The organism is Nocardia sp. NPDC004711 (assembly GCF_053601595.1).
On record NZ_JBSGCB010000011.1, the window covers coordinates 12,747 to 36,387 of the forward strand.

A 23,641-nucleotide genomic window follows, 5' to 3' on the forward strand; every position below is an offset into this window, starting at 1 on the left:
CCCGGCCCCGGCGCCAGTCAGACTCGAAAACTATGACCGCCCTTCGCATCACCGCTACGCTGGCCGCCGTCCTCGTGATCGCCGGCGCCGGGGCTGTCGCGACAGGTCCGGCCGCGGCGCCCGCACGGGCGTACGGACCGGCGTCGTGCGTTCCGGGGGATCCCACCCAGCCCACCTCCGAGCTGTTCGCCACCACCAACACCGCCACCATCACCGACCCGGCCGATCCCCGGCTGAGCGACCGGTTGTCGCAGTTCGAGCTGGAGGTGGACGCGACCGCGCTCACCGAACTGGCGCTGCCCGTCGGATCGGAACTGCTGGACGGGGTGTTCTGGTCCCCGGACACCGGGGCGGCCACCTACGAGCGGTCCCGCCAATTCCAGCTGGCCTGTACCGATTTCAAGAATCTGTGCTGGGTCGCCGACGACCTGCGGGTGCGCTACAACCAGGAATCGGTGCTGACCTTCGAGTACCTGCCCGCCGACGATGTCCGCGCCGATGGCTTCACCGTCACCGTCCCGGGCATCGACCGCACCCGCTTCCACGATGCCCTGGTCGCGGATCCGCAGGTGCGTGACCGGCTCGGTGGCGGATCGGTCACCGAATCGGGCGAGCTGGTGCTGGTGGCCGACCGTGCCGACCAGGATCTGGTGCGGAATCTCGTGACCGGACTCGGCGGCGCCTGGAACGACGGCCAACTGCGTTACGGCGATCGCGAATTCGTGCACGGCACCGGTACCGCCGCTCTGGCGTGCCAGCTGTGATCGCCTGAGGGCATCGCTGTCATCTGCATGGTCCCATGGTGAGACCAGTATCCTCGGGGAATGAAGCGTACGTCGTTCGCGCGGTGGCCCTGCTCGGTCGCCCGGACCATGGATCTGCTCGGGGACTGGTGGACGCCGCTGGTGCTGCGTGAAGCCTTCTACGGGGTGCGGCGATTCGACGAGTTCCAGCAGGAATTGGGAATCGCCCGCAATACGCTCAGCGATCGGCTCAAGCGGCTGGTCGAGGAGGGGCTGCTCGAAAAGCGGCCGTACCACACCGAACCCACCTGGTACGAGTACGTGCTGACCGAGAAGGGCCGCGACTTCTGGGATGTGCTGCTGGTGATGTCGCGGTGGGGTGACCGCTGGCTGGCCGACGCGGACGGGCCGCCGGTGATCCTGAACCACACGGCGTGCGGGCACGACACCCGGCTCAAGGTGGTGTGCGAGCACTGCGATCAACCGGTGCCGATCGAGGAGTCGCGGCTGCGCATGGGGCCCGGCTATCCCGAGCGGCTGCGCGAGCGGCCCGATATCCAGGCGCGGTTCGCGCGGCAGGAGACCAAGTAGCTTTCCCGGATTCCGGGTGACATCCCGGAATCATGCGTTGACCTGCATCGTCTATCTATGCAACCATCGAGTCAGTAGCAGCTTTCACAGCGAGGTGACGCATGGAGTGGACCGGCGCGAAGTATGCCGATGGACCGACGGCGCAGGCCGAGATCTGGATCGACGCGACGCCCGAGGCGGTGTGGGCGCTCGTCTCGGATATCGGGCTGATGCCGGAGATGAGCGCGGAACTGCAATCGGCGCACTGGGTGCGGCCGGACACCCCGCCCGGCGTGGGCAGCACCTTCGTGGGCACCAGCCGGCACGAGGCGCTGGGCGAATGGTCGACGACTTCCCATGTCGTGCAATGGGATCCGCCGCACGTCTTCGCCTGGGCGGTCAGTGATCCCGAGTACCCCTCGGCCACCTGGCGTTTCACCGTCGAGTCCGCGGACGGCGGCACGACTCTGCGGCAGTGGGTCCGCATGGGCCCCGGCCGCTCCGGGCTGAGCATCGCCATCGAGGCCATGCCCGAGAAGGAGGAGAAGATCGTGTTCGTGCGCATGCGGGAATTCGAGGCCGCCATGCAGGCCGTGGTCGCCGACATCAAGCGCCGCGCCGAGGAGGGGACCCGCTGATGCGCACCGCCACCACCGTCGAACTCTCCCGCGATTCCCAGCAGGTCATCGACTTCGTTCGTGAGGCCGAGACCATGGGCCTGGACATCTGCTGGGTCGCCGAGGCCTGGGGCTCCGACGCCCCGTCCGTGCTCGGGTACCTCGCCGCCCGCACCGATCGAATCCTGCTGGGCTCCGGCATCATCCAGGTCGGCACCCGGTCACCGGTGGCCATCGCCCAGGCCGCGCTCACCCTGGCCGAACTCTCCCAGGGCCGCTTCCTGCTCGGCCTGGGCTCCTCCGGCCCGCAGGTCATGGAAGGGCTGCACGGCGTCCCGTTCGCCCGCGCCCTCACCCGCATGCGCGAGACCATCGACGTCATCAAGCAGGCCACGGCCGGCGAGAAGATCTCCTACCAGGGCGACACGATCCGAATCCCCTTGGACGGCAACAGCAAACCGATGCGGCTGTCGATTCCCGCCAACACCGGCATCCCGATCTACATCGCCAGCATGTCGCCCAGGATGCTCGAGCTCACCGGCCGGGTGGCCGACGGCTGGCTGGGCACCAGTTTCGTCCCCGAGGGCTCCCGCGCCTACTTCGACCACCTCGACGCCGGCCTCGCCGCGGCCGGCCGCACCCGCGCCGACATCGATGTCTGCCAGGGCGCGGAGGTCGCATTCTTCGACGACGAGGAAGCCGTCACCCGCCACGTCGCCGGCCGAAAACTGGAGCTGGCCTTCAGCATCGGCGGCATGGGCAGCGAGAAGACCAACTTCTACAACGCCGCCTACGCCCGCCAGGGCTGGTCCGACGTCACCGGCGAGATCCGGCAACGCTGGCAGGCCGGCGACCGCGCGGGAGCAACCGCGCTGGTCACCGACGACATGATCCTCGCCACCACCTTGATCGGCACCCCGGACATGGTGCGACGCCGGCTCCGGACGTGGAGCGACGTCGGCGTCGACACCGTCCGCCTCTACCCCGCGGGCGACACCCTCGACACCAAGCTGTCCAACCTCGCCCAGGCCCTGGACCTCATCGCCGACCTCGACCACACCCCGATCAGCTCGCCGTCGCCCGCCGACTGACCTCGGCCGCCCGGCCCGGTTTCGGCCAGGGCACAGTCCTTTCCGCGATCGCCGCAGCGAGCGGGCTGTCGCGGACCGGACAGCATAATCTCGATTCATGGTGCCGGGGACGAATGGGGCGGGATTGCCGCCGAGTCTGGTGGAGGTGGCGACCCGGCAGGTGCGGGCCGAGGTGCTCAGCGGGGTGTTCGAACCCGGAGAGCGAATCGGCGAGGAGGCGCTGTGCGCGCGGCTGGGGACCAGTCGCGCGCCGGTGCGGGAGGCGTTGCGGCTGCTGGCGCAGGAGGGGCTGATCGAGCATGTGCCGCGCCGGGGGTTCCGGGTCGCGGTGTGGTCGGCGACCGACATCCTGCAGCTGTTCGAGTTGCGGCGGGTGCTGGAGCGGCACGCCATCGAGAAGGCTTTCCCGCTTGCGGCAGAGGGTGATCCGCTACGCGAGGTGCGGGCGGCGCTCGAGGAGATGCGCGCGGCCGACGCCGCCGGGGACCTGGTCGAGCGCGACAATGCCCATCGGCGCTTCCATGTAGCCATCGTGGCGCTGGCGGGCAACCGGCAACTGGATCTGGCGTATGAGCCGATCCTGCTGAAACTCCAGCTGCCGATGGCCCGCAACCTGCGCACCGAGGCGCGGATCGCGCAGCGCCGCAATGGCATTCGACGCCACGCCGAACTGCTGGCCGCCCTGGAGTCGGGCGACGCCGCCGTCGCCTGCGACGCGCTGGTGCGGCACGGCGAGCTGGCCTATCTGGACCTGGATATCCGCTAACACAGCGGATACATTGCGGGACCGCCGATTTCACACATTCTGTCGACAATCGACAGATGAGCACCACCGGTCCCACGGTCGTGGAGATTCTGGCCTCACACGAAAGCGGCAGCGGCTCGCCGACGCACACCGCCGCGCGGGTCGCCGACGCCATCGCCGCTCGCGGCGCGGACGGCACCTGGATCACCCCGGTGCCGCGTGAGCAGCTGCTGGCCGCCGCCGCCGAGATCGAACGCCGCCCGGGGGCGCGCACCCTGCCGCTGTACGGGGTGCCGTTCGGAGTGAAGGACTCCATCGACGTGGCGGGGTGGCCCACCACCCTCGCCTGTCCCGATTTCGCCTACACGGCCACCGAGACCGCCCCCGCGGTCCAGCGCCTGCTGGACGCGGGCGCGCTGTTCGTCGGCAAGACCAACCTGGACCAGTTCGCGACCGGGCTCAACGGCACCCGCACGCCCTACCCCATTCCGCGCAGCGTCTACGGCGGCGAATTGATCTGCGGCGGCTCCAGTTCCGGGTCGGCACGCGCGGTAGCGCTGGGCGAGGTGCCGTTCTGCGTGGCCACCGATACGGCCGGATCGGGCCGGGTGCCGGCCGCGCTCAACGGGATCCTCGGCTGGAAGCCCTCGCGCGGGCTGATCAGCACGGTGGGCCTGGTGCCGGCCTGCCGATCGCTGGACTGCCTGTCCCTGATGGCGACCACGGTGGAGGATCTGGACCGGGTCTTCGAGGTGATCGCGGGCGTGGATTCGGACGATCCGTGGAGCCGGGAGCGCGGGCCGCGTTTCGGCGGCGGGCGGGTGCGGGTCGGCCTGCCCGACGCGGCCGAACTGGAATTCTTCGGCGACGAGGTCTTCCGGGCCGCCCATCTGGGCGTGCGAGATCGGCTGGGACGGCACGGATTCGACTGTGTACCCACCACGCTGGAACCCTTCCTGGCCGCGGGCGAACTGCTGTACCAGGGTCCGTGGGTGGCCGAGCGGCTGGTGGAGTTCGAGACCTTCCTGGCCGCGCAGCCCGGCTCGATCCTGCCGGTGATCCGCGAGATCCTCACCGGCGGATTCCGATTCACCGCGGTCGACGTGTTCCGCGCACAGCAGCGCCTGCAGGAATTGCGGGCCGCGGTCGCGCGAATGTGGGCAGCATTCGACGTGGTCGTGGTGCCCACCATCGGCACCACCTTCACCGTGGCGCAGGTACAGGCCGATCCCATCGCCACCAACACCGTGCTGGGCCACTACACGCATTTCGGGAATCTGCTGGATCTGACCGCGATTTCGGTGCCGGTGGGCAGCACCGCGGATGGCCGCCCGCTGGCGGTCATGGTCTTCGGACCGGCCCTGGCCGACGACACCGTGCTCGCGGCGGCCGCCCGCATCCTCGACGAGCCGCGCCCGGCCGTGGCGCATTCGGAATTCCGTCTCGCACAGAAAGAACGACAATGACGGCACTTCACCACATTCCGGCGCAACCTGCGGATTTCACCTTCGACCCGAACACCCTGGCGTTGCTCGTCATCGACATGCAGCGCGATTTCCTGCTACCCGGCGGTTTCGGCGAGAGCCTCGGCAACGACGTGGCGCTGCTGCGCACTGTCATCGAGCCGCTGGCGGCGCTGCTGGCCGCCGCCCGTGCCGCCGGGCTCCCCGTCATCCACACCCGCGAAGGCCATCTGCCCGACCTGTCGGACTGCCCACCGGCGAAGCTGGCGCGGGGCAACCCCGCCCAGCGCATCGGGGACCCGGGCCGGTTCGGGCGCATCCTGATCCGCGGCGAATACGGCCACGACATCATCGACGAACTCGCGCCCCGCGACGACGAGGTGGTGATCGACAAGCCCGGCAAGGGCGCGTTCTACGCCACCGAGCTGGCGGATGTGCTGGCCCGCACGGGAATTCGCTCACTGCTGGTCACCGGCGTCACCACCGAGGTCTGTGTGCACACCACGGTGCGCGAGGCCAATGACCGCGGCTACGAATGCCTGATCGTCTCCGATTGCGTCGGTTCGTATTTCCCGGAATTCCAGCGCGCCGGCCTGGCCATGATCGCCGCGCAGGGCGGCATCTTCGGCTGGGTCGCCGATTCGGCGGCCGTCCTCGGCGCGCTCACCTCCGCCGTCTCCCCCGCCCCGGCCCAGTGAACAGGAACTCCCATGTCCGTCGATACCGAGCTGCCCGGTGAAACCGGTTCGGCCGCACCGCTGTCGCTGCCGTGGTGGACCCGCGGCGACACCAATGCCTTCTTCGGCCTGTCGTTCAATATCCTGGTCAATGTCCTGACCCTCACCACCCTGTCGGTCGCGGTGGTGAAGATCCCGAGCGCCGATGTGCTGGGGACCGTGCTGCCGGCCCTGGGCGTCGCGCTGGTGCTGGGCAACCTCTATTACATGATGCTGGCGCGGCGGCTGGCCCGCCGGGAGGGCCGCGCCACGGTCACGGCGCTACCCTACGGGCCCAGCGTGCCGCACATGTTCATCGTCGTGTTCGTGGTCATGCTGCCGATCTACCTGAAGACCGGCGACCCGATGAAGGCGTGGTCGGCGGGCTTGGCCTGGGCGTTCATGATCGGCGTGATCGTCATGATCGGCGCGTTCGTCGGGCCCTTCATCCGCCGCATCACACCGCGCGCGGCCATGCTGGGCACCCTGGCCGGCATCTCCATCACCTTCATCGCCATGCGGCCCGCCGCGCAGATGTGGGAGGCCGCCTGGATCGGATTGCCGGTGCTGGCCATCATTCTCATCGGCTTCTTCACCGATGTGCGGCTGCCGGGCAATGTTCCGGTCGGGCTGGTGGCGCTGCTGACGGGCACGGCCATCGGCTGGATCGGCGGCTACATGTCGGTGCCGGATGTGTCGAAGGCCGCCCACGATATCGCGCTCGGACTGCCGGACCTACGGCTGCACCTGCTCTTCGACGGGCTCGCGCATCTGGCGCCGCTGCTGGCCACCGCGATTCCGCTGGGCGTCTACAACTTCACCGAGGCCATGAGCAATGTGGAGAGCGCCGCGGCGGCGGGCGACAACTACAACCTGCGCAGCGTGCTGCTGGCCGACGGGTTCGGCGCGATCATCGGATCCGGATTCGGGTCGCCGTTCCCACCAGCCGTGTACATCGGCCACCCCGGTTGGAAGGACGCCGGCGGGCGCACCGGGTACTCGCTGGCCAGTGGCGCGATCATCGGATTGATGTGTCTGCTGGGGCTTTTCGGAGTGCTCGCCACGCTGCTGCCCATTCCGGCGATCGTGCCGATCCTGTTGTACATCGGTCTGCTGATCGGGGCGCAGGCGTTCCAAGCGGTGCCGCGCCCGCATGCGGTGGCGGTGGTGGCCGCGCTGCTGCCGAACCTGGCGGAGTGGGGCGTCGGCCAGATCGACAATGCGCTCAGCGCGGCGGGCACCACCGCGGACAAGGTCGGCATGGGTGCGCTGGGGCAGGCCGGGGTGGTCTACGACGGGCTGAAGACGCTCGGCGAGGGCGCGGTGCTGGCCGGACTGGTACTCGGCGCCATGGTCACCTTCGTCCTCGACAAACGGTTCCGGGCAGCGGCTCTCGCCTGCGCGGCCGGTGCGGTGCTCAGCTTCGTCGGGTTGATCCACGCACCCGAGGTCGGCTGGGCCGCCGCCCCGAAGGTTGCCCTCGGCTATCTGTTCTTCGGCCTGGTGTGCCTGGCCTGCTCCATGCTGCGCACGACCCCGGATACTGCTGCGGCCGAAGCGATCTCGGACTAGGTCCAGCAAGCGGACATCGGTCACGCCTGGTGCAGCGATCTCGGACTAGGTCTGGCGGACGGGGGCGTAGGTGTCGGCGTCGAGGGCGAAGGTCCAGGCGACGCCCTCCTTGGCGGTGCGGGTGGCGGGTGGGACGCGTAGCCAGTAGGTGCGATGGGTGCCGTCGGGTTCGGGGGTGGAGTTGACCACCTCGACCATGACGACGTCCTCGTCGTCTTGGAGTTGGATGCGCCAGAGGATGCCGGTCTCGTCGCGGTGGACCGGCTCGGCGCCGGATTCGGCGAGATAGCGGTCGTAGCCGAAGAATTCGAGCATGACCCGGCGGAGTTCGGCGTTCTCCTCGGTGCGGATGCGGGCGGCGTTGAGAGTGGTCAGATCGTCGAAAAGGGAAGCGGGGACCGGCATTCCGCGCCACGCGTGCAGGGCGAAACCGTCGGGGTAGACCAGGGCGGGGCCGTCCTGGGCGTGCAGGCGGCCAGCCTCGTCGCGTTCCAGGCGGTCGGGGCGCTCGCAGAAGACGATGACGTGCTCGAACGGCCACCACCAGCCCGCGGCGCGGGCGACACCCGCCAGGCCGGCCAGGCGTTCGCTGTCGGGGAAGGCGGACAGCCAGGCGGCGTCGTGCTGGCCGAGGACGGCATCGAGGAAGATGGCCTGGATGTCGCGCTCGGCCTCGGCGCGGGCCTTCCGGTCGGCGGGATCGGCGGCGACGGCGGCGTCCACGACGCCGAGGCGGATGCGGTCGGTGAGGGTGCGGGTGGCGTCCCACAGGCGAGCGCCGGTCGCGTTCCACAGTTCCGACCAGCCGGCAGGGCCGAGCTGGTCGTGCACACGGCCGCGTTCAGCCGCCCAGGGCCGGGTACGCACCTCGTCGCGGACGCTGCGGCCCGGGTCGTCCAGTGCGCGGATGGCGGCGACGGCCGCCAAAGGTGAAGCCACCCACAGATACCGGGTCGGGGCGGCCAGACCGGCACTGGCATAGGCACGCCGGGCGGCCTCCTCGGCGGCGGCGCGATCGGCGGGTCCGGTGGCGGCCGCGACCGCGCGCCACTCGTCCAGACGCTGCATGTGAAATCCCTTGGTTATCAGGCGGATCGGCACCAGGCGAACTGATTCGGTCAGCGGCCGGGCGAGTCCGGTCGGCACCGGGCTGGTCGGCGACCGCGCAGGTTCAGTCGGCGACGATGCGGACTGCACCGGGGAAGTACTCCCGCTGGCGGATGACGCGGAACCAGCCCTTGGGCAGGGGAATCGGCGCGTGTTCCTCGTGCACCACGCGCCCACCCTCGGGCAGGTGCATCAGTAGCTGGGCGCCGGAGCGCAGTAGCTGCCCGGGTGCGGCCACCGCGTGCGCATGCCCGGTCACCTCCCCGAGCGCGAGCACCATGCGCCCGCGCGCATCCCGCGGTTCGGGCGGCGTCTCGGTCGCGTGCGCCGGCAGCTCCGACTCGGCGATCCGCATGATCAGCACATCTCCTTGACGGAACATGAGGTCCTCCCCGTGAGCACCGGCGCCCCGTGCGTCCGGCTCACTCGAAACTAGCGATGGGGTACGACAATTCGCGGCCACGGTCGAATGCCCCACGCCATCGCTCCATCGCTGTCGCCGAGTGGGTCGGCGTGCCGGGGCGCTCGGCAGCGCCCCGCGCCGGTGACCTGTCGGGTGCTCTTGGTAGAACTGGCGGGCACGGACAGATCACAGCCCTGGCGTACGGAGCCCGTCATATGACCATTTCCACCCATCTGCAGGAATTCCACGGCCTTCCCATTGTCGAGTTCTCCGGGGACGCGGCGGAAGTCGCGCCGCCCGCGGCGGACGCGGCCGCATGGCGAATCGCCGTCGATCCATACGGCGACTCCCCGGAGGAGTGGCCGGCGGCCTTCGCGCGTTTCCTCGCGGCGGTGGACACCACCCGGGTGCGGGCGCTGGTGATCGGGCAGTGGGGTGAGGTCTACGACCACAACTCCGATCTGGTGATCGACGAGCTCATCCGGGTGCGGGAACGGTTCCCGGCGCTGCGCGCGGTCTTCCTCGGCGAGATCACCTACGAGGAGGCGGAGATCTCCTGGATCCAGCAGTCGGATGTCACGCCGCTGCTGGCCAATTTCCCGGCGCTGGAGGAACTTCGGATCCGCGGCGGCGAGCACCTGGCGTTCCCGCCGACCCAGCACGCGGCGCTTCGCACGCTGGTCGTGGAGACCGGCGGCCTGGGCGGGGATGTAGTGCGCGGGATCGGCGCGAGTTCGCTGCCCGCGCTCGAGCTCCTCGAATTGTGGCTGGGCGTATCCAATTACGGCGGTGACGCCACCGTCGCCGATCTCGCCCCGCTGCTGTCCGGGGACCGGTTGCCGAAGCTGACCTCACTGGGTCTGCGCAACAGCGAGATTCAGGACGAGGTCGCCGCCGCGGTGGCCGGAGCGCCCGTGGTGGCGCGCCTGCAGACCCTCGACCTGTCCCTGGGCACGCTCGGCGACGAGGGTGCGACGGCGCTGCTGCACGGACAGCCGCTCACCCATCTGCACACCCTCGATCTGCACCACCACTTCATCAGTGCCTCCCTGCGGGCGCGGCTGACCGCGGCGCTGCCGGGTGTCACGGTGGATCTGTCGGAGGCCGAGGTCGAGAACGACGAAGAGAATCCGGCCGATCGCCGCTACACGGCCGTGGCGGAATGACCGGTGCGGGGGCGACGCGCCTTGCCGTGGTGGGCAATCCGGGCAACCGGCGCGTGACCATGTTCCAGGACGCGGTGCGGCGCGCCGGGATGGCCGAGGCGCGGGTGGTGCCGTGGCTGGATGTGCTGTGCGGGCGTGCGGAATTCGGGGCGGGCGAGCTGGTGCGGCTGGACTCGCCGGGTGAGGATCCCGAGGTCGAGCGGCGGCTGCGGGATGTCGAGGATGCGACGCGGGTCGAGGGCACGGCCGTCTGGTACGAACGATTCGTCGCGGCCGCGCGGACGGCCGGTGCGCGGGTGCACGCCGCCGGCGCACGGCTGCTCGACGACCCGGACGCGCTGGCCGTGCTCTTCGACAAACGCCGCTGCCATGCCGTACTGCGGGAAGCCGGTGTCCCCGTACCGTTCTCACCGACCTCGGGGACGGGGACGCGGGTGCGCGGCTGGGACGATGTCCGGGAACTCATGACCGCGCACCGGCTGCCGCGAGTATTCGTCAAGCTCGCGCACGGCTCGTCGGCCTCGGGGGTGCTGGCCGTCGAGACCGCCGGTCGCGGCCGGGTCCAGGCGACCACCTCGGTGCAGCGCGATCCGGATGGGCGGCTGTTCAATTCGCTGCGGGTCCGCCGGTACACCAGCGAATCCGAGGTCGCGGCCATTGTCGACGCCCTGGCGCCGGACGGTCTGCACATCGAACGCTGGCTGCCGAAGGCGTCCCAGCACGGCCGCAGCGCGGACCTGCGCGTGGTGGTCGTGGGCGGGCGCGCCACCCACGCGGTGGTGCGCACCAGCGGCTCCCCCATGACCAATCTCCATTTGGGCGGCGCGCGCGGCGATCTGGCCGCGGCCCGCGCGGCCATCACCGCTGCGGGCGGCAGCTGGGCCGGCGCCCTGGCCATCTGCGAGCGCGCCGCCGCCTGCTTCCCCGGATTCTCCCGGGTGGGCGTCGATCTGCTGCCCGCCACCGGCTGGCGGCGCTTCGCGGTGGGTGAGGTCAATGCCTTCGGCGACCTGCTGCCCCGGCTGCGTGGCCTCGACGGGAGCGGGGCGGAGCGGGCGGACACCTATGACGCGCAGGTGGCCGCGATCCTGCGCCGGATCGGAAGCGAGCAGCATGTCATCGTCTGACCACCCGAGCGTGGAAACCCCTGCGCCGGACCCGGATATGAACGAGGTGATCGGCCGCGACGACCTGCTGCTGGTCACCCTCGACACGCTGCGGTTCGATGTGGCGGTCGAACTGGCCGCCGCCGGACGACTGCCGAATCTGGCCCGGCATCTACCGGGCGGCCGCTGGGAGAAGCGGCATGCGCCGGGCAGTTTCACCTATGCCTCGCATCAGGCCATCTTCGCCGGATTCCTGCCCACGCCGGCGACGCCGGGCCCGCATCCGCGGCTGTTCGCCGCGCGATTCGAGGGCAGCGAGACCACGGCCGGGCGCACCTTCGTCTACGACACACCGGATTTCGTGTCGGCGCTGGCCGGGCGCGGATATCACACGGTGTGCATCGGCGGTGTCGGGTTCTTCAACAAGCGCGGGCCGATGGGTTCGGTACTGCCCGGGCTGTTCGAGGAGAGCCACTGGGACAGCGACTTCTCGGTGGCCTCGCCGACCTCCTTCGAAGCGCAGGTCGCCCGCGCCGAGGAGGTGATCGCGGCACTGCCCGCGGAGCGGCAGCTGTTCCTGTTCGTGAATGTGTCGGCGCTGCACCAGCCCAACTGGTTCCATCTCCCGGGCGCGACGCGGGAGGCGGGCGACTCGCGTGAGACCCACGCCGCCGCACTGGAATACGTGGACCGGCACATCGGCCGCCTGTTCGCCGCGGCCGCCGGCCGCCGCCGCTGCTTCGCCATCGTGTGCTCCGATCACGGAACCGCCTACGGGGACGGCGGTTTCACCGGGCATCGGCTCGGCCACGAGGCGGTGTGGACGGTGCCCTACGCTCAGTTCTTCCTGGAGAGATCCGCATGACCACGATTGCCACCCGGCCGCGGCCGTATCAGAGCTACGTCTACGGCTATCCGCACAAGACGGCGTACCGGCCGCTCGATGCGGATCGTCCGCTGCTGAGCGAGCTGTGGGCGGCGGAACCGAAGGACGCGCTGTCGCTGTACGCGCACATTCCGTTCTGCGAATACCGGTGTGGCTTCTGCAATCTGTTCACCCGGGTGGGCGCGCCGGAGGAGCTCACCACGCGGTATCTCGACGCGCTGGAGCGGCAGGCCCGGGCGGTGCGGGCCGCGCTGGGCGACGGACCCGTGCGATTCGCGGCCGCGGCCTTCGGCGGCGGGACGCCGACGTTCTTGACCGCCGGTGAGCTGGAACGGCTGTGCGACACCATGGAATCGGTGATGGGCGCGGAGCTGCCGGCGATTCCGCTGTCGGTGGAGACCTCGCCCGGGACCGCGACCCCGGACCGGCTGGCCGTGCTGGCGCGGCGCGGCGCGACCCGGGTGAGCATCGGTGTGCAGAGTTTCGTCGACGCCGAGGCGCGGGCCGCGGTGCGACCGCAGCGGCGCGGTGAGGTCGAGGCGGCTCTCGAAGCGATTCGGGCGGCGCGGATTCCGGTGCTGAACATCGATCTGATCTACGGCATCGAGGGGCAGACCGAAGCGACCTGGCAGACCTCGCTGGACGCGGCGCTGGCCTGGCGGCCGGAGGAGCTGTACCTGTACCCGCTGTATGTCCGGCCGTTGACCGGACTCGGGCGGCTCGGTGCGGACGCCGACGCGGACTGGGACGAGCAGCGGCTGCGGCTGTACGCGATTGGCCGCGACCAACTGCTGGCGAACGGCTACGAGCAGCGGTCGATGCGCATGTTCCGGCGGATCGACGCACCGGCTGCCGGCCCGGACGATTACGCCTGCCAGACCGACGGGATGATCGGCCTGGGCTGCGGTGCCCGGTCCTACACGTCGGGGCTGCACTATTCCTTCGACTACGCGGTGGCGACCCGCGAGGTCCGCGGCATCATCGACACCTACACGCGGACAACCGATTTCACGCGCGCCGAGGTCGGCCGCCGGATCGACACCGACGAGGCCCGCCGACGCCACCTGCTGCGATCGCTGTTGCAGGCCGAGGGGATGGCGGTCGCCGCCTACCGGGAGCGATTCGGCGGCGAGCCCGCCGACCACTACCCGGCCGAGCTCGCCGAGTTCGCCGAATCGGGTTGGCTGGACCCCGATTCCGGCCCGGAGCTACTACGCCTGACGCCCGCGGGCCTGGCCTACTCCGATGCCCTGGGCCCGCGACTGTTCTCGCCCACGGTGCACGCCGCCATGGCCGCCTACGAACCCCGGTGAGCCGCCGTGGATCTCACGATTCTCTACCGCGGACCGCTGTCCTCCTGCGATTACGACTGCCCCTACTGCCCGTTCGCCAAGCGCCGCGACAGTCGCGAGCAGCTGCGCGCCGACCGGGCCGCGCTCGAACGCTTCACCGCATGGGCCGCCGATCAGCACGGGGACCGGTTGTCGATCCTGGTCACGCCCTGGGGTGAGGGCCTGGTCCGCTCCTGGTACCGGCGCGCGCTCGTCGACCTGTCCCGGCTGCCGAATGTCGCGCGAGTCGCCATCCAGACCAATCTCAGCTGCCGCACCGACTGGCTGGCCGACGCCGATCCGGACACCGTCGCCCTGTGGTGCACCTACCACCCCGGCCAGACCCCCTACGACCGCTTCGCCGCGAAATGCGCCGACCTGGACCGGCGCGGTATCCGTTTCAGCGTCGGCATCGTCGGCTTTCCCGAGCATCTCCCCGACGCCCGGCGCCTGCGCGCCGACCTGCCCGCGCACGTCTACCTGTGGGTCAATGCCCCCGAGGGCCATGAACTCTCCGACGCGGATGCCGCCGCCTGGACCGCTCTCGACCCCCTGTTTCCCTACAGCCGGCACCCCCACCCCGCCGCCGGACTCCCCTGCCGCACCGGCGAATCCGTCATCTCGGTCGATGGCGACGGCACGGTCCGCCGCTGCCATTTCGTCCGCACCGAACTGGGCAACCTCTACGACGGCAGCTACCGCGCCGCGCTGCTCCCCCGCCCGTGCCCGCTGTCGGCCTGCGGCTGCCACATCGGCTACGTCCACCTCGAAACGCTGCCCCTCTACGACGTCTTCGCCGGCGGCGTCCTCGAGCGCATCCCCGCTACCTGGGCCGATCCATCTCCTCCAGAAAGATCCGCAACCCCTCCCCGATCTTCCCCGCAGCGTTCTCCAATTGCTCCGGCGACAACACCTTCCCGAACGACGCCGCCTTCAGCAATTGCCGCTGCACCTCTTTGAGGTTCATCGTCGCCCAGTCGCGTCGTGAGAGTTCCGGCATGGCCCGGAACGATACCTCGAGTAGAACGTTTGTTCGAGTACGCCGGTTCGATCGCGCGCGACTCCCCTGGAGCGGCAACTGTCATCCTCCGAAGATGGCTGTGGGATCCCCGGTGTACCAGGTGTTGTCGATGCGCATGCGGCGGATGAGCCAGCGGTCGCCCTCGCGCTGGAGTTCGAGGTCGTAGGGGTTCTTCAACAGGGCGTGGACGCTGGGGTCGGCGACCAGCAGGTGCTGGGCTTCGACCAGGGCGGTCATCCGGGCGGTGTCGCCGTCGATGGTGATGCGGGGGTTGGTGACCTGATGAGTGGTGTTCACCCGTCCGGTGAACATGGCCAGGATGGTGGTGACGATGGTGTCGCGGCCGGCCATCACCGGCGGTGCGCCGCCCCAGCGCGAGGCGGCCGGGCGGAAGTCGAGTTCGGCGTCGGCGGTGAAGGCCGAGGCGAACAGGTCACGGTCCTTGGTGTCCTGCCCCAGCCCGAAACGGTAGAGGGCGTCGGTGATTTCGGCGCGGTCACGCAGTTCCGCGCCGACCGCGGCGATGTCGGTCGAAGGTGCGGACAGGGCCTGGTGCATGGTGCTCATTGAGTGCTCCCGGGTCGGTCGATCTGTTGGTTTCACTCTGCTGCCAGTGCAATTGGCGAACAATGCCGCTTTCGACAAGGATCGTTAGGCAGGACTTAACGATGGGATGGCCGGTGATCGAGCGGTACGAGGTGGAGACCCTGCTGGCGCTGGCCGAGGAACTGCATTTCGGCCGGACGGCCGAGCGGCTGCGCGTCTCGACCGCCCGGGTGAGCCAGACCGTGAGCAAACTGGAGCGCCGCGTCGGCGTGCCACTGTTCGACCGGACCAGCCGACGCGTCGAACTCACGCCGGTGGGAAGGCAATTGGTCCGGGAGCTGCGCCCGGCATGGGAGGACGTCGCCGCCGCGGTGCGGCACGCCATCGACGCCGGGCGCGGCCTGACCGGCGTGCTCCGGGTCGGCTTCGTCGGCCCGGCCGCCGCCCAGTTGCTGGTCGGCGCCACCGCCGAGTTCCAGCGCCGAATTCCCGACTGCGAGGTGCGGATACGAGAGGCGCAGCCCGCCGAGATCCCGGACCGGCTGCGCGCCGGGGACATCGATCTGGCGCTGTGCGCGTTTCCGGACGAGCCGGCACCGGACCTCGAACGGGGACCGGTGCTGGTCAGCGAGGCCCGCGTCCTCGCCGTCGCCGCGTCCCACCCGTGGGCCGGCCGAACCTCGATACCGGTCAGCGAACTCGACAAGGTCACGGTCATCCGGCTCGCGGGGGCGGAAATCCCCACGGCCACAGCACAATCCGGCCCGGTCGCGGCCACGATGCAGGAAGCGTTGACGCTGGCCGGAACCGGACAGGGCGTGCTGGCCCTCGGCGCCCACGCCCTGCGCTATCACGCGCGCCCCGATGTCACCTACGTGCCGCTGCGTGACGCGCCGACGGTGACGTGGGGCCTGATATGGCCCGCGGGCCGCGACACCGCCCGCGTCCGCGCGTTCGCCGCCGCCGCGGAATCGTTCATGAAGTAGCCGAAAGGAACCCACCCGACCATGGCCTCCATCCGCCACGAGATCGCGATCAACGCCTTGCCGCACCATGTTTGGGAGGTGATCCGCGATATCGGCGCCGTCCACGAACGCCTGCTCCCCGGGCGGGTGGCCGGCACCCGGATCGAAGGTGTCCACCGGTTCCTCACCTTCCCCGACGGTCACGTCATCCGGGAACTCATCATCAGCGTCGACGACGACACCCGTCGGCTGGTCTACTCCGTGGCCGAGGGCGCCCGCCCCCGGCTGGACTACCACCATGCCTGCTTCGAAGTCCGCGCCCACGCCGACCACGCGCGCCTGATCTGGACCACCGATCTGCTCCCCGATTCCGCCGCCCCCGAGGTACGGATTCGCACGCAGTACGGCATCGCCGAGATGAAGCAGGCCATCGAAGCCTCCGCCGAACCCAGGTGACGTGTTCCGGGACCGCTCACCGGGCAATCCAAGATCAATTAGGGTCTCGGTGTCACAGATCGCCCGCGCCCGGTGTCTTGTGGACTGACACGGGTCGAGAGTGAGGACAGGAGCCACCCATGACCGGGACCACGGCCGCGACCGAGGCGTTCGTCGCGCATCGGAATCTGCTGTTCACCGTTGCCTACGAGATGCTCGGCTCGGCGGCCGACGCCGAGGACGTGCTGCAGGAGACCTGGCTGCGCTGGACCGGCGTCGACCTGGACACCGTGCTGGATCAGCGCGCCTATCTGGTGCGGATCACGACGCGGCAGGCGCTGGTGCGGCTGCGCACGCTGGGCCGCCGCAAGGAGTCCTATGTCGGTCAGTGGCTGCCGGAGCCGCTGCTGACCGCGCCCGATGTGGCCGAGGATGTCGAGCTGGCCGAGAGTGTTTCGATGGCCATGCTGCTGGTGCTCGAGACGCTCACGCCGACCGAGCGGGCGGTGTTCGTGCTGCGCGAGGTGTTCGACCTGCCCTACGACGAGATCGCCGAGGCCGTCGACAAGACCTCGGCCGCGGTACGCCAGATCGCGCATCGCGCCCGCTCGCATGTCGCGTCGCGGCGTCCGCGCGAGGCGGTGTCCGCGGCCCAGACCCGCGATGTGCTCGAAGCCTTCCAGCGCGCGCTCAATACCGGCGACCTGCAGGGGTTGCTCGATCTGCTGGCCCCCGACGTGGTCGCGCTGGGTGACGGCGGCGGGATCAAACAGGCACTGCCGCGGCCGATTACGGGCGCGGATCACGTGGCGCGGCTGTTCAGCGTGGGCTGGAGGACCGTCGCCGCGGGTATGAAGATCGAGCCGGCCATGGTCAACGGTCATCCGGCGCTGGTCTTCCGGGTCGACGACGAGGTGGACACCGTCCTGGCGATCCGCATCGACAACGGTCTCATCACCGGGTTCTACTCGGTGCGCAACCCGGAGAAACTCTCGCGCATGACGCAGGAGACCAGCCTCAGCCGGTGAATCCGGCTACGCGGCAGGGCCGTTCAGGTACGTCGGGTGGGTGCGCACGGGGTGGCCGTGCTGCATGGGCGGGTCTCCGAATGCTGTTGCACGCCTTGTGATGCCACGCGCCGCCGACGGTCAGCCGCGCCCGATGTAGGGCATGCCCGTCGCCATCACGGTCAGGAACGGCACGTTCACCTCGAGCGGCAGCTCGACGGTCTGGACCACCAGCCGGGCCACGTGCGAGGCATCGATCGTCGGCTCCGGACGGATGCTCCCGTCCGCCTGCAGCGACCCCGCCGCGATCCCGGCCGTGAGTTCGGTTGCGGCATTGCCGATATCGATCTGTCCCGCGGCGATATTGTGCGCGCGTCCCTCCAGCGCCAGCGCCTTGGTGAGCCCGGTGATGCCGTGCTTGCTGGCCGCGTAGGCGACGGTATTCGGCCGCGGGGTATGCGCGGAGATCGACCCGTTGTTGATGATCCGTCCGCCCTGCGGCGTCTGCGTCCGCATGAGCCGGAATGCGGCCTGCGCGCACAGGAACGATCCGGTCAGGTTGATGTCGACGACCTGTTTCCAGTCCGCTACCGGCACCTCGTCGATCGGCAGCGTGGGCCCGAAGATCCCGGCATTGTTGATCAGCACATCCAGCCGCCCCCACCGCTGTGCGATGTGCGCGAACACCGCGTCCACCGCCGTCGGCTCGGTGACATCGGCGGGCACGGCCGTCACGCTGCCCGGCCCGGGTGCCGAAGCGACGACCTCGTCCAGGGTGGCCGCCGTGCGCCCGACCGCCACGACCCGATGTCCGGCCGCGGTCAGCGCATGGGTCATGGTGCGGCCCAACCCGGTCCCGGCACCGGTGACAAGAACGATCTTCGATGTGGTCACGAACGCCGAGCGTATTCGACCGGCGCGGCCACTCGGCGACACCATCGCGTCACGCAACCCGTATATGTTCCGGACACCGGAACATTCGGCGCCCGGACTTCGTCATGCCGACCGCTGTCAGTCGGCGGGTTTGCCCGCGGCGAGGACGGTGGCCCGCAGATGCCGCACCAGCGCCACGAGCCGTTCGATCGTGGCATGTTCCGGATCGGACAGCCGCAGCAGCAGCAGCTCCCGGCCCGCCGCGTGCACGATCCGGGCGGAGTACTCGGGATCGGGAAGATCGGGAAAGGCTTCCACCAGTTCCTGTTCCAGGAATCCCCGCACAGTCTCCTGCGATCGGGCCAGCCGCTGGTACAGCACCGGTGGCGCGCCCTCGGGCGGGAACAGGAACAGCCGCCAGGTCGCGGGATGGGAGTCGATCGCGCGGATCGCACCGGAGAAGGCACGCACGAAGGGGTCGGTGTCCTGCGACTCCCCGGCCTCCGTCGAAAAGAGCTGGAGCCGAGTCTTCTTCGTCGCCTTCCGCGGCGGCGACCGCAAAGCCGCCGCCGCCATGAGCGTCACCCTCACCCCCGCCGACATCGCCCGAGTAGCCCTGACCGCCCCCTTCATCACCCTCCGCTTCCTCCTCATGTCCGCCCTCACCACCCGCCCCACCCTCCGCCGAGCCGCCGACGCCTACACCACCCGCATCGTCAAAAAGCGCCTCGCCACCTACGGCCACGCCGAATACACCACCGACTCCCACACCTACCCCACCCACACCTCCCCCACGACGTAACCCCCACTCAATATCACCTGGTCGTCTTCGTTATCCCCGACAAGTAGCACCAGCAGGACTCAAGATCAGGGAGTTCTCACCGCGGGGAAGTGGACAAATTCCACGCCGAGAGCTCCCTGATCTTGTTATGCGGCCGGCCAGGGCCACGCTGACCGGATACCGCAGTCGCGGAATCGATTTCGGTCACCGAGCGCGAGACGCGAGCCAGCCATTCGACCGCGGCCTGCGGTGCCAGTCGAACGAAATTCCCCGCCGCCGAAACGATTCCGACCGCGTCTCGATATTGGCGTAGGCCCATTCCCGCGGATCCAGTCCGCGTCGAGAACTGGTCACCACAGACCAGCGCGCCGCGATATCGCCATCCCCGGAACTCATTTCGGCCTCCCGTGCCCGCAGTTTCAATCCGACCGGTCCGCACTCATCCGGACCGAGGATGGGAGTGAAACAGAACACCGGGCGACACCGAATATCCCAGCGCACGGGGTAGGCAATGGGGCCGATCGTGCATACCAAGCGTTCGATAGCCCTGGAAACCTTTGTGGCCCAGACAGATCGATCAGCATACGAGTACGCGCTCTGCTAATCTCTGGCGTGAGCGTTCGGCGTTGAACGAGAGTTCTGCGGAGCCCGCTTCACCTGGGGGAATACGTTGCTGTCCGTGGTTTTTTCGGGTGCGTACGGCCCACGCCGACACCCCACCGAGCACACTACCGAAAAATCGTACACTGCACAGGATTTGGTCGACGCGCGGGTCGCCAAGGCCACCGTCACCGGGGAGATCCTCGACGGTGTCGGCGAAACCGTGTCGTTCCGATATCTGGAGGGCAGCCGGCGGCGGCTGCTGACCGTGGCGCTATCGCTCGTCTCGACCGGACTGGGCGGTGGGTACGTACTATGGCTGGTCGACAACGGTCTCGGCGCGACCGACAAGTACGAGCAGTTCGGGACGATCGCGATCATCATGGTGACCCTGGTGGTCACCGTCGAGGTGATTCGCTTCGCCCTCGTGATGGCCATGTCGCTGACCACCGCGCGGGCTCGCAAACCGGTGCCGATCCGCGCCCGCCCGGGCCTGAACGTCGCCCTGCTCATCACCTTCGTCCCCCGCAGCGAGGACATCGCCGTCCTGGAGCGAACCCTGGTGGCGGCCAAGGAGATCCGGCATCGGCACCCCGGCGTCTTCGACATCTACGTGCTGGACGAGGGCGATCCGGACCAGCCGGGCCGGGTGCGCGAGCTGGTGGCCGAGGTGGATCGCCGACACGGCAATCGGGTGCGCTATGTGACCCGCGGCGGCAAACCCGAATACCACCAGAAGAAGGGCCCGTTCGAGACCCGCACCAAATTCGGCAATATCAATGCCGGCCTCGACATGATCCGCGCGGACCCCGATCTCCCGCGCTACGACGTGGTCATGGGCATCGACCCCGATCACAAACCCATGCCCGAATTCGGGGAAAGGATGCTGGGTTATTTCAATGACCCGGATGTGGCGTATGTGGCGGGCCCGCAGGCGTATGCCAATGCCACCGACAATGTCGTGGCGAAACTGGCCGAGAGCCAGCAATTCGTTTTCCACAGCCTCATTCAAACTGCCGCCAACGCACACGGCGCACCCATGCTGGTGGGCACCAGCTACGCCCTCCGGATGAGCGTCCTCACCGGTATCGGCGGCATCCAGCCGTCCATCACCGAGGATATGGCGACGAGTTTCGCCATTCTGCCGCAACGCAATCCGGCCACCGGCCACAGCTGGAAGGGCGTGTACACCCCGGACCTGCTGGCGCACGGCGAGGGCCCGGCGTCCTGGGGCGACTTCTACAAGCAGCAGAACCGCTGGGCGCGCGGCGCCATCGAGCACATGCTGTTCGGTCCGTTCGTCCTCCAGATGCTGGGCATGTGGCGCACCCCGGCGCGCGTGGTGCACTACCTGCTGCTCATGGCCTTCTACCCGGTCATGGGAACGGTGTGGCTACTGGGCGCGGCCAATGTGGCGATCTTCAGCTGGTTCGGGGTGAGCGGCGCGGTGGTGTCGCCGGGCAGCTGGTTCCTGTTCTACGGCTGGGCGTCGGTGAGCCAGATGACGCTGTACACCTGGGTCCGGCGGCACAATGTGAGCCCCTACGAGACGACCAATTCCTGGGGCGTCTACGGCATGTTCATGAGCGTCATCACCGCGCCCGTGTACGCCAATTCGCTGATCAAGTGCCTGCTTCGGCGTCCGGTCGGCTTCGACGTCACCCCGAAGGGTTCGAAGTCGCGCGGCGACAGCTGGTTCACCTTCCGGCTCAATCTCATGTGGCTCGTCTTCTACGTCACCGTGGCGGTCCTCACCACCGTGCGCGGCTACGCGGCCCCCGCCACCATGATGTGGCCACTGTTCGGCGCACTGATCTCGGCCGCACCCATGCTGGTGTGGCAGCTGAACCCGCTCTGGCTGGCCTGGTCCGCAGGCCGGAGACCCGCTGACACCACCGAATTCGAGCTCGTCGAGATCGCGGAGGAGGAGCGGGCGTGCTGAAGAAGACACCGACCCGGTTCGTCCGCTGGGTGGTCACCGCCGTGGTGGTCGGCACCCTCGCCATCGCCACCACCGCCACGGTGGCGGCGCTCTACCACCGTTTCCAGCACAATCGGCTGATCAATTCCGATACCTACAAGGCGCAGTTCGGCAAGTGGGAGGTCGTCACGCTGCCGAAGGACGTCGACGCCAATATCATTCACTCGATCGTGCTGCCCACCGGCAAGGTGCTGCTCATCGCCGGCAGCGGCAACGACCACCACAATTCCGACAAGGGCGTCTACAACTCGCTGATCTTCGACCCGGAGACCCACACCGCCAAGCGCATCGACACCCCCACCGACCTGTTCTGCTCCGATCACGCCTACCTGGCCGACGGCACGGTGCTGATCGCGGGCGGCACCGGCAGCTACGAGGTGCTGCCCGAGAACCTCACGCACGCGGGCGGATACATGACGATCCGCAACGAGGATCCCGACCATCCGGGATTCGTCCCCAAGGGAACGACGTTCACGGGCAAGGACAGCGGCAAGGTCTACCGCTCCGATCGCGATATCACCGTCCCGCCCGCCGCCAAGGATCCGGTCACCTACAAGGTCTCCGCGACCGACCGCAATGTCTACGTCGCCGCCGACGCGCCGGGCGCCGACGGCGTCTGGGATCACAACGACCACTACACCATCGGCGGCCTGACCTACGCCCAGCAGCAGAACCTGTACGGCTTCGCTCCCGAGATGGCCCTGAAGAAGAAGGAATACCAGGGCATCGACGCGGCGTACGTCTTCAACCCGTGGACCGAGACCTATACCGCTGTCGGCAGTATGGGTTACGCCCGCTGGTATCCGACCCTGACCCGGCTACCCGACGGCAAGGTGATGGTCATGTCCGGGCTGGACGGCTCGGGCCGAATCCTGGACGGGCAGACCGAAATCTACGATCCCGCGACCGGCGCCTGGACCGAGCGCGACGACCTGCGCCGCATCTTCCCCACCTATCCGGCGGTCTTCCAGACCGCCACTCCCGGCCGCCTGTTCTTCAGCGGCCCCAGTACCGGCTGGGGCCCCGCCGAGGAGCACCGCGATCCGGGAATCTGGAACCTGACCGACAATTCGTTCCAGCTCGTGCCCGGCCTGCGTGACCCGAACATGCTCGAGACCGGCTCCTCGACCTGGCTGGGCCCGGTGCAGCAGCAACGGCTGCTCGTGGTCGGCGGTGGCGGCGTGGGCGATTCGGCGCTGTCCACCGGACGCATCGACATCGTCGACCTGAACGACGCGCAGCCCAGGTTCACGCCGCTGACCGTGCTGCCCCAGGGCACCCGCTACCCGAATCTGGTGCCGCTGCCCAGCGGGGACGTGTTCATCACCAATGGCGCCAACGACTATCGCGGCCGCGGGGCCAGCGACATCCTGGCCGCCTTTCTGCTCGATCAGCAGGGCGTCCTGCATCCGATGGCCGATCCGACCGTGGGCCGCGACTACCACTCCACGGCGGTGCTGCTGCCATCGGGCCAGATCATGACCGACGGCTCGAATCCGCTGTTCGCCGACAAGGCGAACACCCTGCCCGGCAAGTTCGAGCGCCGCATCGAAATCTATACGCCCCCATACCTGTACCGGCCCGACGGCGGGGCGGTCGCGCGACCGGTGATCACCGGCGGGCCCGACCAGATCCGGCGCGGCGCGACCTTCGAGTACACCGTCGGCAGCAGCCAGGCCGAGGTCCCGGCCGCGGCCGACATCAAGTTCGTGCGGCTGCTCGCCCCGGCGGCGATCACGCATGTCACCGACACCAATGAGCGGGTGGTCGACCTGCCGATGACCCACACGGATTCCGGTGTCTCCGTGAGCATTCCGGACAACCCGGCCATTGCCCCGTCCGGTTATTACATGCTCTTCGCACTGAACTCCGCCGGCGTGCCCAGCATGGCGAAATGGGTGCACCTGGGCTGAAGA

General features: G+C 69.0%; 24 protein-coding genes and 1 pseudogene. 19 read left to right on the forward strand and 6 right to left on the reverse strand.

From position 1 onward, the window contains the following. Positions 1–32: 32 nt before the first annotated feature. The 8 genes from ACWEKS_RS12695 (at position 33) to ACWEKS_RS12730 (ending at position 7,517) form a co-directional block, all read left to right on the forward strand. Positions 33–764: a hypothetical protein gene (locus tag ACWEKS_RS12695; protein WP_452340192.1), complete on the forward strand. Its 732-nt coding sequence runs from the start codon at positions 33–35 to the stop codon at positions 762–764. Positions 765–824: 60 nt separating this feature from the next. Continuing rightward, complete coding sequence (locus ACWEKS_RS12700) at positions 825–1,334, forward strand: winged helix-turn-helix transcriptional regulator (protein WP_452340193.1); 510 nt, start codon at positions 825–827, stop codon at positions 1,332–1,334. 101 nt (positions 1,335–1,435) lie between these two features. After that, complete coding sequence (locus tag ACWEKS_RS12705) at positions 1,436–1,951, forward strand: SRPBCC family protein (RefSeq protein WP_452340194.1); 516 nt, start codon at positions 1,436–1,438, stop codon at positions 1,949–1,951. After that, positions 1,951–3,021 (forward strand): LLM class flavin-dependent oxidoreductase, encoded by a 1,071-nt coding sequence (locus tag ACWEKS_RS12710; protein ID WP_452340195.1) that lies wholly within the window; start codon positions 1,951–1,953, stop codon positions 3,019–3,021. Before ACWEKS_RS12705 ends, ACWEKS_RS12710 begins: the two co-directional genes overlap by 1 nt. Positions 3,022–3,118: 97 nt before the next feature. Next, positions 3,119–3,787, forward strand: a complete 669-nt coding sequence (locus ACWEKS_RS12715) for a GntR family transcriptional regulator (protein WP_452340196.1) — start codon at positions 3,119–3,121, stop codon at positions 3,785–3,787. Between the two features lie 56 nt (positions 3,788–3,843). Next, on the forward strand, positions 3,844–5,232 hold the full coding sequence (locus tag ACWEKS_RS12720; protein ID WP_452340197.1) for an allophanate hydrolase: 1,389 nt from the start codon (positions 3,844–3,846) through the stop codon (positions 5,230–5,232). Next, positions 5,229–5,927, forward strand: coding sequence for a cysteine hydrolase family protein (locus ACWEKS_RS12725; RefSeq protein ID WP_452340198.1), 699 nt, complete (start codon positions 5,229–5,231; stop codon positions 5,925–5,927). The genes ACWEKS_RS12720 and ACWEKS_RS12725 overlap by 4 nt, the downstream gene beginning before the upstream one ends. A 12-nt stretch (positions 5,928–5,939) precedes the next feature. Continuing rightward, positions 5,940–7,517, forward strand: coding sequence for a regulator (locus ACWEKS_RS12730; RefSeq protein ID WP_452340199.1), 1,578 nt, complete (start codon positions 5,940–5,942; stop codon positions 7,515–7,517). 45 nt (positions 7,518–7,562) lie between these two features. On the opposite strand, the gene ACWEKS_RS12735 is transcribed toward ACWEKS_RS12730, so the two are convergent. After that, positions 7,563–8,585, reverse strand: coding sequence for a DUF6745 domain-containing protein (locus tag ACWEKS_RS12735; RefSeq protein ID WP_452340200.1), 1,023 nt, complete (start codon positions 8,583–8,585; stop codon positions 7,563–7,565). Positions 8,586–8,688: 103 nt separating this feature from the next. Then, positions 8,689–9,006 carry a hypothetical protein gene (locus ACWEKS_RS12740; protein ID WP_452340201.1) on the reverse strand — a complete coding sequence of 106 codons (318 nt, stop codon included), beginning with the start codon at positions 9,004–9,006 and terminating at the stop codon, positions 8,689–8,691. A gap of 236 nt (positions 9,007–9,242) precedes the next feature. Here ACWEKS_RS12740 and ACWEKS_RS12745 point away from each other — a divergent pair, with 236 nt between their 5' ends. From ACWEKS_RS12745 to ACWEKS_RS12765, 5 genes and pseudogenes are all read left to right on the forward strand, one after another. After that, complete coding sequence (locus ACWEKS_RS12745) at positions 9,243–10,193, forward strand: STM4015 family protein (protein ID WP_452340202.1); 951 nt, start codon at positions 9,243–9,245, stop codon at positions 10,191–10,193. Next, a complete protein-coding gene (locus ACWEKS_RS12750; protein ID WP_452340203.1) occupies positions 10,190–11,320 on the forward strand; it encodes an STM4014 family protein in 1,131 nt (376 codons plus the stop codon). The genes ACWEKS_RS12745 and ACWEKS_RS12750 overlap by 4 nt, the downstream gene beginning before the upstream one ends. Positions 11,321–11,330: 10 nt before the next feature. Then, positions 11,331–12,164: an STM4013/SEN3800 family hydrolase gene (locus ACWEKS_RS12755; protein WP_452340204.1), complete on the forward strand. Its 834-nt coding sequence runs from the start codon at positions 11,331–11,333 to the stop codon at positions 12,162–12,164. Beyond that, positions 12,161–13,498 carry an STM4012 family radical SAM protein gene (locus ACWEKS_RS12760; protein WP_452340205.1) on the forward strand — a complete coding sequence of 446 codons (1,338 nt, stop codon included), beginning with the start codon at positions 12,161–12,163 and terminating at the stop codon, positions 13,496–13,498. Before ACWEKS_RS12755 ends, ACWEKS_RS12760 begins: the two co-directional genes overlap by 4 nt. Before the next feature lie 6 nt (positions 13,499–13,504). Then, positions 13,505–14,326: pseudogene (locus ACWEKS_RS12765) on the forward strand (STM4011 family radical SAM protein); the annotation flags it as partial. A 13-nt stretch (positions 14,327–14,339) separates the two neighbouring features. Here the strand turns inward: ACWEKS_RS12765 and ACWEKS_RS12770 are convergent. Both ACWEKS_RS12770 and ACWEKS_RS12775 read right to left on the reverse strand, forming a co-directional pair. Beyond that, positions 14,340–14,516 carry a DUF6374 family protein gene (locus tag ACWEKS_RS12770; protein ID WP_354840266.1) on the reverse strand — a complete coding sequence of 59 codons (177 nt, stop codon included), beginning with the start codon at positions 14,514–14,516 and terminating at the stop codon, positions 14,340–14,342. Positions 14,517–14,597: 81 nt separating this feature from the next. Continuing rightward, positions 14,598–15,104 (reverse strand): nuclear transport factor 2 family protein, encoded by a 507-nt coding sequence (locus ACWEKS_RS12775; protein WP_452340206.1) that lies wholly within the window; start codon positions 15,102–15,104, stop codon positions 14,598–14,600. 101 nt (positions 15,105–15,205) lie between these two features. On the opposite strand from ACWEKS_RS12775, the gene ACWEKS_RS12780 reads away from it, so the two are divergent. From ACWEKS_RS12780 to ACWEKS_RS12790, 3 genes are all read left to right on the forward strand, one after another. After that, on the forward strand, positions 15,206–16,069 hold the full coding sequence (locus ACWEKS_RS12780; RefSeq protein WP_452340207.1) for a LysR family transcriptional regulator: 864 nt from the start codon (positions 15,206–15,208) through the stop codon (positions 16,067–16,069). Positions 16,070–16,090: 21 nt separating this feature from the next. Then, on the forward strand, positions 16,091–16,504 hold the full coding sequence (locus ACWEKS_RS12785; RefSeq protein WP_452340208.1) for an SRPBCC family protein: 414 nt from the start codon (positions 16,091–16,093) through the stop codon (positions 16,502–16,504). A gap of 119 nt (positions 16,505–16,623) precedes the next feature. Then, positions 16,624–17,511 carry an RNA polymerase sigma-70 factor gene (locus tag ACWEKS_RS12790; RefSeq protein WP_452340209.1) on the forward strand — a complete coding sequence of 296 codons (888 nt, stop codon included), beginning with the start codon at positions 16,624–16,626 and terminating at the stop codon, positions 17,509–17,511. A gap of 120 nt (positions 17,512–17,631) precedes the next feature. On the opposite strand, the gene ACWEKS_RS12795 is transcribed toward ACWEKS_RS12790, so the two are convergent. After that, the gene (locus ACWEKS_RS12795; protein WP_452340210.1) at positions 17,632–18,384 is read right to left on the reverse strand and encodes an SDR family oxidoreductase; all 753 of its coding nucleotides are present in this window, start codon (positions 18,382–18,384) and stop codon (positions 17,632–17,634) included. A 117-nt stretch (positions 18,385–18,501) separates the two neighbouring features. Continuing rightward, positions 18,502–18,834 (reverse strand): hypothetical protein, encoded by a 333-nt coding sequence (locus ACWEKS_RS12800; RefSeq protein ID WP_452340211.1) that lies wholly within the window; start codon positions 18,832–18,834, stop codon positions 18,502–18,504. 10 nt (positions 18,835–18,844) lie between these two features. On the opposite strand from ACWEKS_RS12800, the gene ACWEKS_RS12805 reads away from it, so the two are divergent. The 3 genes from ACWEKS_RS12805 (at position 18,845) to ACWEKS_RS12815 (ending at position 23,638) form a co-directional block, all read left to right on the forward strand. Beyond that, positions 18,845–19,165 carry a hypothetical protein gene (locus ACWEKS_RS12805; RefSeq protein ID WP_452340212.1) on the forward strand — a complete coding sequence of 107 codons (321 nt, stop codon included), beginning with the start codon at positions 18,845–18,847 and terminating at the stop codon, positions 19,163–19,165. 736 nt (positions 19,166–19,901) lie between these two features. Beyond that, positions 19,902–21,686: a glycosyltransferase family 2 protein gene (locus tag ACWEKS_RS12810; protein WP_452340213.1), complete on the forward strand. Its 1,785-nt coding sequence runs from the start codon at positions 19,902–19,904 to the stop codon at positions 21,684–21,686. Next, the gene (locus ACWEKS_RS12815) at positions 21,680–23,638 is read left to right on the forward strand and encodes a galactose oxidase-like domain-containing protein (protein WP_452340214.1); all 1,959 of its coding nucleotides are present in this window, start codon (positions 21,680–21,682) and stop codon (positions 23,636–23,638) included. The genes ACWEKS_RS12810 and ACWEKS_RS12815 overlap by 7 nt, the downstream gene beginning before the upstream one ends. Positions 23,639–23,641: the final 3 nt, after the last annotated feature.